We start from the raw sequence: 18,084 nt of genomic DNA on the forward strand, positions 1-18,084 counted from the left end.
GTCAGTCAAAGATGTTCTGACTGACCCACCGCTTTCGCGAGCAAGCCCGCTCCCACATTGGTCCGCGTACATTTCTATCAGTCGTCGAGGGCTTTGACGGACTTGGGCGACAACCGCAGGCTGCGCAAGCTGCGCTTCACGCTCTTGAGGTGGTTGACCAGGCTCGGCCCGCGCGCCATGGCCACGCCCATCGCCAATACGTCGATCACCACCAGGTGGGCGATGCGCGAGGTCAGCGGCGTGTAGATCTCGGTGTCTTCATGCACATCGATCGCCAGGTTGACGGTGGACAGCTCCGCCAACGGCGTCTGGCTCGGGCACAGGGTAATCAGGGTCGCGCCGCTTTCACGCACCAGGTTGGCGGTTATCAGCAGGTCTTTGGAACGCCCGGACTGGGAAATGCAGATCGCCACGTCGGTGGGCTTCAACGTCACCGCCGACATCGCCTGCATATGCGGGTCGCTGTAGGCCGCTGCCGTGAGCAACAGTCGGAAGAATTTATGCTGGGCGTCGGCAGCCACCGCACCCGAAGCGCCAAACCCATAGAACTCGACACGCTGGGCCTGGGACATCGCCGTCACGGCTTTTTGCAGCTCGATCGGGTCGAGCTTCTCGCGCACTTCCATCAGGGTGTGCAGCGTGGTGTCGAAGATTTTCAGGCTGTAGTCGGCGACGGAGTCGTCTTCGTGGATCGCAAACTGCCCGAAGCTCGCGCCGGCGGCCAGGCTTTGGGCCAGCTTGAGTTTCAGGTCCTGGAACCCGGAGCAACCGATGGCGCGGCAGAAGCGCACGATGGTCGGCTCGCTGATGCCCACGCTGTGGGCCAGGTCGGCCATGGAGCTGTGCATCACGGCCGCAGGATCAAGCAGCACGTGGTCGGCAACCTTGAGTTCCGATTTACGTAACAGGTGGCGCGACTGGGCGATATGTTGCAACAGGTTCAAAGGGCAGGACTCTTGTTATTGGCAGGTGCCAGGGATGTAGCAAGCTTGTAGTTATACTACAAGAATTGTCGTTTTGCCCGTCTGATGCATCACTAAATCGCCCTGCTGCCCTCTGATTCAAAGGGCAGGCGCTTTGTAGCCACCGGGGCGGCCCTGCCATCATCAAGGGAAATCTGCATTTTTCCGTAACAAATCTGCCAGCCCTTCTGCCTGCATCGGCCGGCTGATTAGATAGCCCTGCACTTCGTCACAACGCTCCCCGCGCAGGAAGTCCAACTGCTGCTGATCTTCCACGCCTTCGGCCACCACTTTCAGCGCCAAGCCATGGGCCATGGCGATGATTGCCCGGGTGATTGCCGCGTCTTCACGACCCTGGCCAAGGCCACGGATGAAGGTCTGGTCGATCTTCACGTAATCCACGGGGATGCGCTTGAGGTAGCTGAGGGACGAATAGCCGGTGCCGAAGTCGTCGATGGCCAGCTTCACCCCCAGGTCGCGCAACTGCTGGAAGGTGGCGATGATGTGTTCAACACTGTCGAGCAGCTGGCTCTCCGTCAGCTCCAACTCCAGATATTGCGGGTCCAGCCCGGTTTCTTCGAGGACCTGGCGCACCAGGCTGACCAACTTGCCCTGGCGCAACTGATGCACCGACAGGTTCACCGACACCCGGATCGGCGCCAGCCCCTGGCGCTGCCATTCACACGCCTGCCAGCAGGCCTGGCGCAGCACAAACTCGCCCAGCGGCACGATCAGGCCGGTCTCTTCGGCCAGGCCGATAAACTCGCCCGGCGGCACCATGCCCCACTGCGGATGCTCCCAACGCACCAGCGCCTCGGCGGCGTTGAGCTTGCCGGTGGCCAGGCACAGTTTTGGTTGGTAGAACACCGTCAGTTGGCGATCTTCGATGGCTTTGCGCAGTTGGTTTTCCAGCTGCAAGCGCTCCAAAGTGCTCGCTTGCAGGCTGTCGGTGTAGAACTGGAAATTGTTGCCGCCCAGGTGCTTGGCGTGTTGCATGGCCATGTTCGATTGGCTGACCAGCGCGGAAATTTCCCGCGCATTATCCGGCAGCAGGCTGACGCCCATTGAGGCGCTGACCACCAGCTCATGGCCGTCCACCGTCACCGGCACGCGCAGTTTGGCCAGCAACCGCGTGGCCACGCGCGCCAGGCTCGACAGGCTGCCGTAGGCGTCGAACAACACGGCAAATTCATCGCCGGACAACCGCGCAATGGTGTCCGCCTCAGGCAAGGCATTTATCAAGCGGCGCGCCATTTTCTGCAGCAGTTGGTCGGCGACTTCATGCCCCAGGCTGTCGTTGAGCAGCTTGAAACGGTCGAGGTTGATATGCAGCAGCGCCAAACTGCGCCCGCCCTGGCGCACCCGCGCATGGGCTTCGCGCAGGCGCTCGCGGAACAGCGAGCGGTTGGCCAGCCCGGTCAGCTCGTCGTAGTGGGTGAGGTAGCGCATGCGCTCTTCGGATTCGCGGCGCGCCGAGAGATCGGCGAAGAAGCCCACGATATGGCTGACCTTTCCCCGAACATCACGCACCACATTCAATTGCAGCCACTGTGGATACAACTCGCCGTTCTTGCGCGTCTCCACCAGTTCGCCCTGCCAGGTGCCATGGCTGAGCAACGCCTGGCGGATCACCGGGAAGTGGCGGCGCGCGTCGCGGCTGCTGGGCAGTTCGACGACGTTGCGCCCGAGCATGTCATCGATGTCAAAACCGGTGACACGGCTGAAGGCCTGGTTCACCGCGATCAGCTTGTAGTCCGGGTCGAGAATCACGATGCCTTCGCTGGCCGCCTCGAAGACCGTCGACGCGAGTCGCTGTTGTTCTTCCAGGACTTTGCTCGCGCTGATGTCGCGGCGGGTGCCGAGCATGCGCGTGACCCGGCCGCTGGGCGCGCGCTCCACGGCGCGGCCACGGTCTTCGATCCACACCCAGTGGCCGGCGCCGTGACGCACGCGGTATTCGACCTGATAGTCCTCGCTGCGGCCCTTGAGATGCTCGACCAACGCGCGCTTGAGCAGCGGCAGGTCGTCGGGGTGCAGGCGCGGCTTGAGGTGGCTGAGCATCGCCGTGACGTACTCGGGCTCCAGGCCGAACAACTCCTTGAGTTGGGTGTGGTGGACCTCGTCGGTTTGCAGGTTCCAGTCCCACAGGCCCAACTCGCTGGCTTGCAGCGCCATGGCCAGGCGCGCTTCGCTTTTGTTCAGGGCCAGGCTGGCGGCGTCGAGTTCCTGGCTGCGTTGGGCCACGCGGTCTTGCAGGCCGGTCTGGGCTTCGCGCAATTCCTGCTCGATTTGCCGGCGTTGCTCGACTTCGCGCACCAGCTCTTGATTCAACTGCTCGCTGCGCTGCTGCGCCTGCTGCAAGTGCTCGATCAGCGCCTGGTTCTGGAAGCGCCGCAACAGCCCGCGCTGGATCAGGCGGTTGACCTGCCACGCCACCACGCTCAAGGACGCCAGCAGGATCAGGCCGAGCACGCCCCAGCCTTGCTGCTGCGGCGCGCCGTTCCAGAAGAGATAGAGGATCGCCGGCACCAGGCACGGCAAGGCAAACGACAGGAACGCCGGCAAGCTCACGGCGTAGGCCACGCTGGCCGACAGCGTCGCGGCGCCGATCAGGCCGAACACCCAGGCCTGCTGCATAAAGCTGTCCACCGGCACCAGGGCGATGGCGGCGGTGGCCAGGGTCAGGCCGCTGACCGCCGAGCCGAGCATGAACATGCGCCGCCACACCGGCTGGGCCTGGCGGCTGGGCATGGCCGAATCAAAGGCCGCCACCTGGATCACGCGCATCGCCACCAACGCCAGCAGCCAGACCAGCCAGATGCTGTCCAGCAGGTATTGCTTGGGGTTCCACAGCAGCCAGGCGCAGACCAAACCGTTGACCAACATTAATAAGGTGGGCAACAACGAGCCCTGATACAGCAGGCGCGTGCGTTCGACCGCCATCTCGGTGGCGTAGTGCTTGCGGATAACCTGCGCGGGCGCCGCCGAGGGGCTGAGCAGGTCGGTGCTAAGGGTCATAGGCAGTGTTCTTATAATGGTGAGCCCGAAACGTGGACGGAGCATACACAAGCCTGCGCGTGGGCCAAACTGCTCTGCGTCATAAAAACCAGCGGATATTTACCCGCAAACCTCGGTGCCAGACAGCTCGGGCAAGGCGGTGCGGGGGCTGCACCCTCTGACCGACCGGTCATCCGCCCCGACAGAATTATCGACCGTCCAGCATTGGGGTTTGCCCCACTCCCCCGAGGGCCATAGAATGCGCCGATGCGCGATGATCTCTCCCTTTTGCTGAACTCCCTCAACGATGCCCAACGCCAGGCCGTAGCCGCCCCCGTTGGCCGTCAGTTGGTCCTGGCCGGTGCTGGCTCCGGTAAAACCCGAGTGCTGGTGCACCGTATCGCCTGGTTGATCCAGGTCGAAAACGCGTCCCCCCATTCGATCCTGTCGGTGACCTTCACCAACAAGGCCGCTGCCGAGATGCGCCATCGCATCGAGCAGTTGATGGGCATCAGCCCGGCCGGCATGTGGGTAGGTACCTTCCACGGCCTGGCGCACCGCCTGTTGCGGGCGCATTGGCAGGAAGCGGGCCTGGCCCAGACCTTCCAGATCCTCGACAGCGATGACCAGCAACGCTTGGTCAAGCGGGTGATCCGCGAGCTGGGGCTGGACGAACAACGCTGGCCGGCGCGCCAGGCGCAATGGTTTATCAACGGTCAGAAAGACGAAGGCCTGCGCCCGCAGCATATCCAGGCCAGCGGCGATCTGTTCCTGGCCACCATGCGCAGCATTTATGAAGCGTACGAAGCGGCCTGCGCACGCGCCGGGGTCATCGACTTCTCCGAGCTGCTGCTGCGCGCCCTCGACCTGTGGCGCGACAACCCGGGCCTGTTGGCCCATTACCAGAAGCGCTTCCGGCATATCCTGGTGGACGAGTTCCAGGACACCAACGCCGTGCAATACGCCTGGTTGCGCCTGCTGGCCAAGGGCGGCGACAGCCTGATGGTGGTGGGCGATGACGACCAGTCGATCTACGGCTGGCGTGGCGCGAAAATCGAGAACATCTACCAGTATTCCGAAGACTTCCCGGACGCGATCACCATTCGCCTGGAGCAGAACTACCGCTCCACCGCCGGTATCCTCAAGGCCGCCAACGCCTTGATCGCCAACAACACCGGGCGCCTGGGCAAAGAGCTGTGGACCGACGGCGGCGAAGGCGAGGCGATCAACCTGTACGCCGCGTTCAACGAGCACGATGAAGCGCGCTACGTGGTGGAAACCATCGAAAGCGCGCTGAAGACCGGCCTCGCGCGCAGCGATATCGCGATTCTGTACCGCTCCAACGCCCAGTCGCGGGTGTTGGAAGAAGCCTTGCTGCGCGAACGCATCCCGTACCGCATCTATGGCGGCCAGCGCTTCTTCGAGCGCGCCGAAATCAAGAACGCCATGGCCTACCTGCGTTTGCTGGAAGGTCGCGGCAACGATGCGGCGCTGGAGCGGGTGATTAACATCCCGGCCCGTGGCATCGGCGAAAAAACCGTCGAGGCGATTCGCGATCACGCGCGCCATGCCGATGTGTCGATGTGGGAAGCCATGCGCTTGCTCATCGCCAATAAAGGCCTGACCGGCCGCGCGGCCGGGGCGTTGGGGGTATTTGTCGAGCTGATCGAGAACCTCGCCGCCAAGTGTGCGGAAATGCCCCTGCATTTAATGACGCAGACGGTGATCGAGCAGTCCGGGCTGATTGCCTACCACGAAGCGGAAAAAGGCGAGAAAGGCCAGGCTCGGGTAGAAAACCTTGAGGAACTGGTCAGCGCCGCCCGCGCGTTCGAAAACACCGAGAACGAAGAGGAGCTGACCCCGCTCGCCGCCTTCCTCGGCCATGCCTCCCTGGAAGCCGGTGATACCCAGGCCGACGAGCATGAAGACAGCATCCAGCTGATGACCTTGCACAGCGCCAAGGGCCTGGAATTCCCGTATGTGTTCCTGGTGGGCATGGAAGAAGGCCTGTTCCCCCACAAGATGAGCCTGGAAGAACCTGGCCGCCTTGAGGAAGAACGCCGCCTGGCCTACGTGGGCATTACCCGGGCGATGCAGAACCTGGTGATGACCTACGCCGAGACCCGACGCCTGTACGGCAGCGAGACCTACAACAAGGTGTCGCGCTTCGTACGTGAAGTGCCGAAGGGGCTGATTCAGGAAGTGCGCCTGTCCAACAGCGTCAGCCGCCCGTTCGGCGGCGGCCAGCAGCAGAGCGCCAGCAGCCTGTTTGCCGGCTCCGAAATTCCGGAAACCCAGTTCAGCCTCGGCCAGCAGGTCAGGCATTCGGTGTTCGGCGAAGGCATGATCCTCAACTTCGAAGGCGCCGGCGCCCAGGCACGGGTGCAGGTGAACTTCGCCGAAGGCAGCAAGTGGCTGATGATGGGTTACGCGAAGCTCGAAGCCATCTGACCCTGATCGTTCCCACGCTCCGCGTGGGAACGATCGGCCGCGCTGCTCTTGTTTTTCAGCGATGCGGGCCAATATCTGTAATACGTCCTACAGACCATTCAGATTTCGTCTTACGCAAAAGCCCGAAACATTATGTCGCTAGCCACTGTCACGACACCTGTGCAACATGGCGCGCGTGCAATCCACAAATGGGAATTCCCTTTATGAAACGTTTTCTTAGCATCGCCATGGCGTTGTGCATCGGCCTGACGATGAGCCTCGACGCCAACGCCAAGCGCTTCGGTGGCGGCAAAAGTTCGGGCGCAGCACCGACTCACCAAACCAGCCAGATGGCTCCATCCGCTGGCGGCATGGGCGGTGCAGCGGCTACCGCAGGCGCGGCCGGTGCTGCTGGCGCTGCTGCCAAGGCCGGCGGTGCTTCGCGCTGGTTGGGCCCTCTGGCCGGCATCGCGGCCGGTGGCCTGCTCGCTTCCATGTTCATGGGCGGCGGCTTCCAGGGCATGCAGATCTTCGACATGCTGATCCTCGCGGTCATCGCCTTTGTGATCTTCCGCTTTATCGCCGCCCGTCGCCGCAAGCAGCAGGAGCACATGGCTCCAGCCGGCGCGCCGATGCAGCGTGAAGTGTTCGAGCAAAAGCCAGCCATGGGTTCGATCTTCGGTGGTTCCGCAGCCCCTGCTGCTGCCCGCCCGGTCATCAACGCACCGGCGTGGTTCAACGAAGAGCGTTTCGTCGAAGCGGCCCGCAGCCACTTCCAGTCCCTGCAGCAACACTGGGACGCCAACGAAATGGACAAGATCGCCGAGTTCGTGACCCCGCAACTGCTGGAGTTCCTCAAGCGCGAACGCGCTGAGCTGGGCGACGCGTTCCAGTCGACCTACATCGACGACCTGCGCGTACAGCTTGAAGGTGTGGATGACCGCGCCGACAAGACCATCGCCACCCTGACCTTCAGCGGCGTGTCGAAAAACTCGCGCTTTGACCAAGGCGAAGTGTTCAGCGAAAGCTGGAACATGGAACGCCCACAAGGCGAAAACCAGCCTTGGCTGGTGGCCGGTATCCGCCAGAACGGCTGATCACCTGGCGCCTTGAGCGCGCAGTAAACGACCCCGGCGGTGTAGTGAAATACACCGCCGGGGTCTTTTTTTGCCGGTCGAAAATGCTTTGTTGTTTTTACTGGATTAATGAGAAACATTCTCACTATACTCGTGCCCTCTCCCGGTTCTGCCCGAGCATAGGAACGTGCCGCCGTGCTGGAAAAACTCTTCAATCAACATGCATCCGCCCTGCATCGTTACCTGTTGCGGAAGAAATGCACCCCCAGCCTGGCCTCGGACCTGGTGCAGGACACGTTCCTGCGCATCGCCCAGCTGGAGAACATGGAACGCATCCTGTGCGCGCCGTCGTACCTGTTTCGCGTCGCGCACAACCTCATGATCGATCACCATCGACGCTACGGTGAAAAGCGCTTCGACAGCGACGCTGCCGCCTATTTCGACACCCTGGTGGACGAAGCCAGCGGCCCGGAAGAGCAAGCGCTAGACGCCCTGGCCCTGGAGCAATTGGAAAGCCTGCTGGAACGCATGCCCGAGCGCACCCGCGACATTTTCATGCTGTGCCGGGTGGAGGGCATGACGCACAAAGAGACCGCCCGCTATTTACGGATATCCACAAGCTCTGTACAAAAACACATGGCGATGGCGCTGGCCAAGATTGGCAAGGCGCTTGATCCAGACCAAGAGGGCTAAGCCTTGGGTATCTTGAAAAGCAAGAAGGTAAACAGTCAGAACCGTGAATGCTCCCCCACAAACGACCGACCCGTTGGAGCGCAAAGCTGCCGATTGGGTGATGCGTCATCGACAAGGCCAGCTGTCGGCGCGTGAGCTAGAAGCTTTTCAGCGTTGGCAGGAAGCCGACCCCAGACATGCCGCCGCTGCCGGCCGGGCTGACCGTGCCTGGCGCGCCACCGCCTCGCTCAAACGCCACCCCGGCTATGTAAAACCGCAACGCCCGCCGCGCACGCTCTGGACCCGCAACACCTGCACCAGCGCCCTCGGTGCCGCCGCCCTGGGCTGCTGGATGCTGCTCGCGCCGCCCTTCTGGCTGCAAGCACTGAACAGCGACTATCACACCGGTTTTGGCGAGGTTCGCCACATTACGCTGGCAGATGGCAGCCAGGTTGAACTGGGCAGCCACAGCATCCTGAACGTCAGCTATGACGAGCAAACCCGTCTGGTCAGCCTGAGCCAGGGCGAAGCGGTGTTCACTCCATCACCGATCAATGATCAGGAGCGCCGCCCCTTTACCGTGCGCGCCCCCGGCGCCGATATCACCGCACGCGGTACGCGCTACCTTGTGGGTGTCGGCCAGGATCGCGAAGGCTGGGTCGGGGTTTTGCAGCACAAGGTCGAGGTCAACCTGACGCCCGCCCAACGCGATGACGTCGCCGGCTCCGCCCTGCTGGAGCAAGGCAACAGCCTGCGCTTCAGTCCCAAGGCCGGTTTGCTGCCGCTCACCACGCGCCCGGATGAACTGGCCAGTTGGCAGGAAGGTCGCCTGGTGTTCCAACGCGAACCGCTGGGCGACGCGGTGGCGCGCATCAATCGCTACCGGCCGGGGCTGGTCGTGGTCAAAGGCGACACATTGCGCGCCATGCGCATCAGCGCGGTGATGCGTTTGGACAATCTCGACGACGCCCTCAAACACCTTGCACAGCAAGCCCACGGGCGCATTCTCGACCTGCCTGGGCTGACGCTGATCTACTGAAAGGCCCCGTTTGCGGGCCTATTGACATCATGAATATATAAAACACGATACATAGATCATAACGATCTATCGCGTTTTCGCTGCTGCTGCGTTTCTACTACATGTGAATAACTCTTATTTGCTTTAGTGAGGCCGGTTTTGCAGATGCAACAGAACAACAAGAAGCGCAAGGCAGCACATCGCACGCGACTGAGCCTGGGCATCCAGCTCGCCGTGTTCGCGCTGGCCGCCGACGCCGCCGCCATCAACCCGGTGCAAACCCGCCCGGCCAACAGCGCTGCACAGGTGCAACCCCAAGGTGGCTACCACGACTTCGACGTACCCGCCCTGTCGCTGGACGAAGGCCTGGTGCTGCTGGCGCGGCAGGCGGGTGTCGAAGTCTACCTGGGCAGCAATGACCTCACTGGCACCTACGGCAACCCGGTCAAGGGCCGGCTGTCCCTGGAAGCCGCGCTGCAACAACTGCTCGCCAACCAGGCGCTGACCTACAGCCTGGGCAACCAGCCCGAGCGGCCGATCATCCAGGTGCAACCCGCGCCGGGCATGAGCGGCATCCAGCAAGGCGACCTGCACCCGATCTACGTGCATGGCCTGGACGGCAAAGAGTCCCGCGACGAAAAGGGCTACAACGACATCTACGATCTGGACGTGTCCTCGGTGTATTCCGGCAAGGAGCAGATCGAACGCTACAAAGGCGCCGCCCCCGCCGACATGTTCAAGGGCATGCTCAACGTCTACAGCGGTGACGGCCGCAACAGCGGCGCGCTCGACCCCAACGTGCGCGGCATCCAGGGCCCCGGCCGCGTGCCGCTGACCATCGACGGCACCGAACAGGCGCTGACGGTGTATCGCGGCTACATGGGCGCCAACAATCGCAACTACATCGACCCCAACCTGATCGGCAGCATCAAGGTACTCAAGGGGCCGAACCTGGAGCGCAACGTCTACAGCGGCGTGGGTGGCGCGGTGGTTGCCAACACCCTGAACGTGGATGACATCCTCAAGGACGGCCAGGCATTCGGCGGCGAGCTGAAGATGGAAGGCAGCAACAACTCGGTGTCGCCCAAGCTGCCGCACTTGATGACTGGCCAAAGCCCGCCCGCCGACTACCAGTACATCCCGATTTCGTCCTACTACGACCCATCGCTGTACAAACAACCGCGCACCAGCCGCGACAACAGCCTCATCAACGGCGGCGACACGGCCTACCGCCTGGCCCTCGGCACCCGCCAGGAAAAATTCGAGCTGCTCGCCGCCTACGCCTATCGCGAAAAAGGCAACCACTACGCGGGCAAGAACAAGAGCGGGTTCTACGCCACGGGCGAACAGGTCAACGGCCAGTTCGACTACATCCCTAACCTGGCCAACATCTATAAGCCGGGGGATGAGGTGCCCAACACCTCCAGCAAGATGGAATCCTGGCTGGCCAAGGCCAAGCTGAAGATCGACGATGACCAATCCCTGGAGTTCGGCTACCGCGACACGGATTCGCTGTATGGCGAAATCCTGCCGTCACGCATTTCGTTCTTCCGCCCCGGCGACCAATACGACGCCGAATCCAGCGGCGTACCGCAGTGGCCCCTGAGCCATGTGCAGAGCAAAGCCTACAACCTGGAATACAACCTCAAGCCCGAGGGCAACCCGTGGGTGGATTTCTATTCCAACCTCTGGGCCACCAATACCCAAAGCGACACCTACTCAAGTGGCGGCGTGCCCAACGCCACCAGCGCCGCCGACCCGATCTTCAGAAACACCGCCGTGGCCAACGCCCAACACAACCGGGCCGGTGTGACCGTCAGCAACAAACTCAAGTTGATCGACAGCTTGGACCTGACCTTCGGCGCCAGTTACCAGCATGAGAAGTTGAGTTCAAAGGACAATTATTACGACGCGGCCATCTTCGACACGTTGCGCATGAACCCGCGCGCGGGACGCCGTGAAGAAAAGGAGTACAACTTCAACTTCGAATGGCGACCGGTAAGTTTCGCCAAGTTCACCGCAGGCGCGCGCTATTCATCGTATTGGGCGTTTGATGACTACTTGAAAGAGACCCAGGACAAAAGCGGCGCCACCACACAATGGGTCAATACGGCCTATCGCGTGGATTACACCACCCGCAAGACATTGACCGACGCCGAATGGAACGCCGCCGTTGACAAGAAAGTTGCCGACCTCAACGCCGTATTTGACCTGTTCGGAATCCCACCGGAATTCCGCATCATTGATGTAAACCAGTTGCAGGCAGAAACGCCGCGAATTGAAGACACCCAACTTCGCGCCGTGTGGAACGCGGATGATAAAGGTCGCCTCGCCCGCTATAACGACCCGTGCATCCTGGCGGCCAACGCGGGGCAGAATGTGGTGTCGTGCGGCGTAAGCGATACCGGCATCGGCTACCAGAAAGACGTGAGTGCCAAACATCAGAAAGACAGCGCTTGGGCGCCGACACTGTCCGGGACGTTCTACACCTCCGAAAACGGTCGGGTTTACATCCGCTACAGCGAGGCCATCCGCTACCCCAGCATGTTTGAAAGCACATTGGGCTTCTCGTCCTCGATCAACCCCTGGGGGCTTGAGCCGGAACACGCCTATAACTACGAAGCCGCGTATATCCATAACCTGGCTGGGTGGGGCGGCAGTGAACGCGCCGACGTCAAGCTGACCTACTACCACAACACCACCAAAAACGTGATTGAACGCAGCCCGGACCTGATGTTCAGCAACGTGGACAAGCAGACAACCTCCGGCCTTGAGTTCCAGGGGCGTTATGACACGGGGCGCTTCTTCACCGACCTGAGCATCGCCCACGTCCTGAAGAACCGGGTGTGCGATGAGAAATCGGCAATCGCGATTACCCCTGATGGCAGTACGCCAAATTGCGTGGATGACGGCTTCGTCGGCGGTTATCTGGTGAGCATGGCGCAACCCGAATGGTCGGCCAACCTCGGGCTCGGCGGTCGGTTCTTCAACCGTAAGTTGGAAGTGGGCGGGCGCGCCATTTATTACCGTCAACACGAAAACAAGTTTAATAAGAATTACCCAAACAGCCCCATGGTCAGTTACTACATCAACACGCCGATGTCATGGGACAAGATCGTCACGTATGACGCCTACATCAATTACAAGTTGACCGATGACGCTTCAATCGAACTGACCGGCACTAACTTGACCAATCTCTATTACGTCGACCCGCTGACACGCTCGGCCATGCCCGCGCCGGGGCGCACATTAAAACTCGGCTTTACCACTACGTTCTAACTTATGAGGTGCACCATGGGAGGCTAAAGAAGAAATTGGCAAATGCTCTACGTGTTGACTTAATTAACTTCACTCAATGGAACATGAAATGAAAACTTTTAACTACACCGTACTGGCAGTGGCTCTTCTTGGTTTGGCTGGCGTTGCTCAAGCCGATACTTCTTCCGGCCAAAGTTACGACGGCACTATCGTTGTCGATGGTTCCAGCGGCACCGGCACTACCAATCACCCGGGCGCAGCAGGCCAACCTGCCGTGGGCGTAAAAGCCTTCTACAACGGTGCAAAAGTGACGTTCGCCGGCCTTAAAGGCATGGTTCCCGCCGACGCCAACGGCGTCACCACCATTACCCCGGCGATGATGCCTGCCTCCCACTCTGCACTGGGCAACTTCGACTTCAAACAAGTCGCCAGCCAGCAGGTGTACTACGGCGAGTGGTCGCAGAACGGCACCAACAACGATCCGACTCGCGTCGTGTACTACTCCGGCGACACCACTGGCCGCGTGCTGCCAACCACCAGCGTGACCTACGCGGTACAGGGCATCAACAACTACTCCGGGGCCAACCTGCTGTCCGGCGACCTGACCGCCACCTTCGGCACCGCCTCGCCAACGTTGACCGGTTCGCTGACCAACGCTGCGCTGAAAGTCGGCATTTCGGCCAACATCAACACCGCCACTGCCGGCTTCAGCGGCAGCGCCATTGCCCAGAACCCGACCACCAGCGCCGTGCTGGCAGCCGGTACCACCCAAGGCAGCTTCTTCGGCGCAGGCTCTACCGCGTCGCTGGCCGGTATCGCCAAGTTCACCAACCGCGACTACGACACCGCTTTCGGTGGCGTAGCCAAGTAACCGCGGCTTGAACTGACGTAGCACCACGAAGCAAGTGCCCGCCGGTCGGGCACTTGCTTTTGGCGTTTTGAAGCGATCCCGAGAGCCCGGTAATGCCCCAGCCCTACTGCAAGCGATCCCTCACGTTGCATGTTTTGCCCCTTTCCCTGCTGCTGTTCACGGCCCCGACGGTGTTTGCCGCCGACCAGGACACCAGCCTGCGCCTGAACCAGAGCATCGAGTACCGCGCCAACAAGCAAGAGCGCGAGTTGCTCAAGGACGAATTGCCCAGTGACGGCGCCGCGCCGTCGTTGACCATCGACGGCCAGGTCTACAGCGTCGGCAACAACCTCGACGAGCTGGGCCGCGCGGTGTACCTGAGTGTTCAGCGCCAGCAATGGCCGAACGCCCGCGACTACCTCAAGCGCTACACCGCCCTGCCCGGCCACGACCCGATGCTCACCGCCTACGCCAACGGCGGCCTGGCCCGTGCCGATGGCGACCTGGACAGCGCCGAACGTTATTACCAGGACCTGCTGGCCATCCAGCCCGACTTCCTGCCCGGTCGCCTGGAACTGGCGCGGGTGCAGTTCGAGAACCGCAAGGACCGCGACTCGAAACACGTCTTCGCACAGATCAGCAGCAGCCTCAGCCCGTCAGACGCCCAAGCCATGGGCCTGGGCAAGACCGTCGACAGTTTTATCCAGGCCCTCGACCATCGCGAAGACTGGCAAGGCTCGTTCGCCATCGGCCCGACCTGGAGCGACAACCTCAACCAGTCGTCTGAAGGCAGCGTGACTTACCGCTACCAAACCGCTGAAGAAACCTACGTGGTCAAGCAATCCCTGCCCAAGGCCGTGTCGGCCCACGGCCAGGATTACGAAGCGACGCTCAACAAACGCATCGCCATCAGCGGCCATCACGGGCTGTTCGTGCGTTCGCTGTTGTACGGCCAAGCGTACGAAAAAGAGAGCAAGTACAACGAAGCCACGGTGATCAACAACGCCGGCTACAGCTACCACGACGCGCGCAACCAGTACGCCTTCGGGCCGTCGTACGAGTTCAACACCATAGGCGACAACGCCATGTACAGCGCCTGGGGCCTGCGCGGCGAGTGGATTCACACGCTGTCGGCCACGCGCATGTTCAAGCTCGAAGGCGAGTACAAGGACATGACGTACAAACACCAGATCAACAGCAACCTCGACGGCGGTATCAGCTCGGTCTACGCCACCCTGTGGCAAGTATTGCCCCGGCAGTGGACGCTGTTCGGCGGCGTCGACATTACCGAGCGCAACGCCCGCGACCGCGTCGCGGCGTACCTGCAAAAGGGCGTGCGTCTGGGCGTCGCCAAGGACTTCGACATCGGCGTGAGCGCCGTGCTGTTCGCCTCGTACCGCAAGCGCCAATACGATGCCTACAGCGCGATCGTCGATGGCCGACGCAATGAGGACGAGCAAGGCTACACCTTCATCCTGCGTGCGCCACGGCTGGCGGTGTACGACGTGGTGCCCAGCCTTACGGTCAAATACAACAAGGTGCAGAGCAATATCGACTGGATTTATTCCTACGACAAAAACAGCATCAGCCTAAAACTGGAGAAACAGTTCTAGTCCGCCGCTGTCACAGGGATTGTGCTCGCGCTGAGATATCTATTTCACGGTTGCACTTATAGCGAGCTACTGTATAAAACGCCCCTATAAACCGCGCCATCAGCAAGAGGATCCCGGCCGTGGAAGAAATCATCGAACAATTGCGTGAAGCCAACGAACCGGTCCCGGTTCCCCTGGAATTGCCTGACGAAGACCAACTGGTGGAAATCGAAGAACAGCTGTTCATCGACATCCCGTTTGTCTTCCGTGAGTTCCTGCTGACCGTCAGCGACGTGGTCTACGGCAGCCTGGAACCGGTGACCGTCACCGACCCGCAGTCCCACACCTACCTGCCGGACGTGGCCGCCAACGCCTGGGATGCCGGCGTTGATCGCAGCATGATCCCGATCTGCCAGGACGGCGACGACTACTACTGCGTCGAAGAAGACGGCACCGTGGTGCTGTGGTCCGGCGAAGAAGAGCTGGTCACCGAAGAAACCTGGGAATCGGTGTGGCACTGGGCGCGGGACGTCTGGCTGGAAAGCTGAGCCCTGTGTGCTGTTGTGGCGAGGGAGCTTGCTCCCGCCGGGCTGCAAAGCAGCCCCCTCAATCAGTGTTCCGCCGTATCCTTATGGTTATCCAGCGTCTCCAGCAAGGCGACCTGCATCCGCGTATGCACGCGGATGAACCAGCGCCAGAGCACGGCCGCCACCGCCGCCGTGACCACGGCAATCAGCACCAGCAACTTGTTGGTCGGCAGAATACTGGCCGACAAGGCTGCCAATAGCAGGAAGATCACCAGCAGCGACAGGATCGGGATCAGCTCCGCGATCACCCGCCGCACGCGCTGGGTATGGCGCCCGGCCATTTCCGGTTTCACGCTCATCTCCGCCAGCAACATCGACAGCGCCTTGAGCTTGCGATACGCCGCAATCAAGAACGGCAGCGACAACAGCAACGCCCCGCCCCAGATCAACGCCTTCTGCCAGCTTGGGTCACTGATCCAGCCTTCCAGGTAACCGCCGATGCGCTTTGCAAAAAAGCTGCCGGTAAAGAAGATCGCCACCACCAGCGCCAAATTCACCCCCACTTGCAGGATGATCTTGCGGATCATCGACGCCAGCATCGCGCCCTCACCTTGAGGCTGAATGCTGCGCAGCCATTCGCCGTACATGCCAAACACCCGGCTCATGCGCTTGGGCATCACCGCCGCGATCTTCAACGACAACGGGTCGGCGCCGCGAATCAGGTAGGGCGTGAGCAACGTGGTGATCGCCGAAACGGCCACTGCCACCGGATACAGGAAGTCACTGGTCACCTGCAGCGTCATCCCCAGCGCCGCGATGATGAAGGAAAACTCACCAATCTGTGACAGCCCCATGCCTACCCGCAGTGAGGTGCGGCCGTCATTGCCGGCGATAAATGCGCCCAGGCCGCAGGACAACATCTTGCCCAGCACCACCGCCACGGTAATCACCGCAATCGGCCAGGCGTATTGCAGGAGGATCTGCGGGTCGATCATCAAGCCGATTGCCACAAAGAAGATCGCACTGAACATGTCGCGAACCGGCTCGATCAAGCGCTCGATCTTAATCAACTGGCGGGATTCGGCCATGATCGCGCCAATCAGGAACGCGCCCAGCACCATGCTGTATTCCAGCTTGACCACCAGCAGGCAGAAGCCGAAACACAGGCCCAGCACGGTAATCAGCAGCATCTCGTTGCTTTCGAACTTGGCCACGTAGGCCAACAGACGCGGCACCAGCAAGATGCCGATGACCAGCGCGACGATCATGAACAGCGAGAGCTTGCCGACCGTGGAAAACACCTCGCCGGAGCTGACCGTGCCACTGACGGCGATGCTCGACAGCAAGGCGATGATGCCGATGCCGAGGATGTCTTCGACGATCAGCACGCCGAAAATCAATTGGGCGAAGCGCTGGTTTTTCATCTTCAGGTCGTTGAGCGCCTTGACGATGATGGTGGTGGAGGAGATTGCCAGGATCGCGCCGAGGAACAGCGAGTCCATGGTGTTCCAGTCGAACCACTGGCCGATCTCGTAGCCGATCCAGATCATCAGGATGATCTCCAGGAACGCCGCGATAAACGCCGTGGCGCCGACCTTGAACAGTTTGCGCAGGCTGAACTCCAGGCCCAGGCAGAACATCAGGAAGATCACCCCCAGCTCGGCGAGGGTCTTGATGGTGTCTTCGTCGTGGATCAGGCCGAACGGCGGGGTGTGGGGGCCGATGATAAAGCCGGCGACGATGTAGCCCAGCACCACCGGCTGCTTGAGGCGGTGAAACAGGATGGTGACCACCCCTGCAACCAGCATGATCACGGCCAGGTCCTGGATAAAGCTGATGGCGTGCATGGCGAGGGGCTCCTTGAAGGTACCGGCGCTTTTCCCACTTCCATGCGCGCCTTTGGAAAGTCGCAAAGTGCGGAAGGAAAAGTCTGCCTAAATCGTAAGAAATGCCCTGAGACGGGCTTTTGCAGGTTAACACCGCGACTTCCGGCAGAAAGCCGGTGCAATATATGGAAACAGATCGGCCCAGGCGTGACGGCAAGCCGCCCACCTGCGTCCCGTTATGGATGGCGCTGCAAAGATTCCAGCACCCGCAGAGGTGCCCCCCAACCAATGCCTACAACCCGTGAGTGTGCTATGGAACCCGGAAACGCCCAACTGTCGATGACGGTGCTGATGACCCCTGATATGGCCAACTTCTCTGGCAACGTCCACGGCGGCACCCTGCTCAAGTACCTCGACGAAGTGGCCTACGCCTGTGCGAGCCGTTATGCCGGCCGCTACGTAGTGACCTTGTCCGTAGACCAAGTGATTTTTCGCGAGCCGATCCATGTCGGTGAGCTGGTGACCTTCCTCGCCTCGGTCAACTACACCGGCAACACCTCGATGGAGGTGGGGATCAAGGTAGTCACCGAAAACATCCGCGAGCGCTCGGTGCGTCACACCAACAGCTGCTTCTTCACCATGGTCGCCGTGGACGACCAACGCAAGCCGGCCGCCGTGCCGCCGTTGCAGCCGCACAACAGCGAAGACAAGCGCCGCTTTGTGCAGGCGCAACAGCGCCGCCAGATCCGCCAGGAGCTGGAAAAGCGGTATCAGGAAATCAAGGGCTGAGGCGCTGACAATCCCAAGGTGTAAACCGGGTCAAATGTGGGAGCGGGCTTGCTCGCGAAAGCGGTGGTTCAGTTGGAACATCTCTGA

Annotated in this window: 12 protein-coding genes; 9 read left to right on the forward strand and 3 right to left on the reverse strand. The window is 61.3% G+C overall.

Annotated elements, in window-relative coordinates; genetic code table 11:
- Positions 1–77: 77 nt before the first annotated feature.
- Both hexR and NUV89_RS19445 read right to left on the reverse strand, forming a co-directional pair.
- Positions 78–944, reverse strand: a complete 867-nt coding sequence (gene hexR, locus NUV89_RS19440) for a transcriptional regulator HexR (RefSeq protein WP_017739023.1) — start codon at positions 942–944, stop codon at positions 78–80.
- A gap of 162 nt (positions 945–1,106) precedes the next feature.
- On the reverse strand, positions 1,107–3,980 hold the full coding sequence (locus NUV89_RS19445; protein ID WP_257782574.1) for an EAL domain-containing protein: 2,874 nt from the start codon (positions 3,978–3,980) through the stop codon (positions 1,107–1,109).
- A gap of 246 nt (positions 3,981–4,226) precedes the next feature.
- Here NUV89_RS19445 and uvrD point away from each other — a divergent pair, with 246 nt between their 5' ends.
- From uvrD to NUV89_RS19485, 8 genes are all read left to right on the forward strand, one after another.
- Positions 4,227–6,410 (forward strand): DNA helicase II, encoded by a 2,184-nt coding sequence (gene uvrD, locus NUV89_RS19450; protein WP_257782575.1) that lies wholly within the window; start codon positions 4,227–4,229, stop codon positions 6,408–6,410.
- A 203-nt stretch (positions 6,411–6,613) separates the two neighbouring features.
- Positions 6,614–7,486 carry a Tim44 domain-containing protein gene (locus NUV89_RS19455; RefSeq protein ID WP_257782576.1) on the forward strand — a complete coding sequence of 291 codons (873 nt, stop codon included), beginning with the start codon at positions 6,614–6,616 and terminating at the stop codon, positions 7,484–7,486.
- A 174-nt stretch (positions 7,487–7,660) separates the two neighbouring features.
- Positions 7,661–8,158 (forward strand): RNA polymerase sigma factor, encoded by a 498-nt coding sequence (locus tag NUV89_RS19460; RefSeq protein WP_124526981.1) that lies wholly within the window; start codon positions 7,661–7,663, stop codon positions 8,156–8,158.
- 43 nt (positions 8,159–8,201) lie between these two features.
- Positions 8,202–9,176: a FecR domain-containing protein gene (locus NUV89_RS19465; RefSeq protein ID WP_257782577.1), complete on the forward strand. Its 975-nt coding sequence runs from the start codon at positions 8,202–8,204 to the stop codon at positions 9,174–9,176.
- A 144-nt stretch (positions 9,177–9,320) separates the two neighbouring features.
- Positions 9,321–12,434, forward strand: a complete 3,114-nt coding sequence (locus NUV89_RS19470; protein ID WP_257782578.1) for a TonB-dependent receptor domain-containing protein — start codon at positions 9,321–9,323, stop codon at positions 12,432–12,434.
- 88 nt (positions 12,435–12,522) lie between these two features.
- Positions 12,523–13,284, forward strand: a complete 762-nt coding sequence (locus NUV89_RS19475) for a Slam-dependent surface lipoprotein (protein WP_257782579.1) — start codon at positions 12,523–12,525, stop codon at positions 13,282–13,284.
- 134 nt (positions 13,285–13,418) lie between these two features.
- Entirely contained in the window at positions 13,419–14,876 is a 1,458-nt protein-coding gene (locus tag NUV89_RS19480; protein WP_257782580.1) for a surface lipoprotein assembly modifier, read from the forward strand.
- A gap of 119 nt (positions 14,877–14,995) precedes the next feature.
- Positions 14,996–15,403 carry an SMI1/KNR4 family protein gene (locus NUV89_RS19485; protein WP_017739032.1) on the forward strand — a complete coding sequence of 136 codons (408 nt, stop codon included), beginning with the start codon at positions 14,996–14,998 and terminating at the stop codon, positions 15,401–15,403.
- A 62-nt stretch (positions 15,404–15,465) separates the two neighbouring features.
- Here the strand turns inward: NUV89_RS19485 and NUV89_RS19490 are convergent, their stop codons facing one another.
- On the reverse strand, positions 15,466–17,229 hold the full coding sequence (locus tag NUV89_RS19490; protein WP_124526986.1) for a cation:proton antiporter: 1,764 nt from the start codon (positions 17,227–17,229) through the stop codon (positions 15,466–15,468).
- Positions 17,230–17,520: 291 nt separating this feature from the next.
- Here NUV89_RS19490 and NUV89_RS19495 point away from each other — a divergent pair, with 291 nt between their 5' ends.
- On the forward strand, positions 17,521–17,997 hold the full coding sequence (locus NUV89_RS19495) for an acyl-CoA thioesterase (protein ID WP_017739034.1): 477 nt from the start codon (positions 17,521–17,523) through the stop codon (positions 17,995–17,997).
- Positions 17,998–18,084 lie beyond the last annotated feature (87 nt).

This window comes from Pseudomonas sp. 18.1.10 (genome assembly GCF_024655625.1).
In the GTDB taxonomy this organism is placed as follows: domain Bacteria; phylum Pseudomonadota; class Gammaproteobacteria; order Pseudomonadales; family Pseudomonadaceae; genus Aquipseudomonas.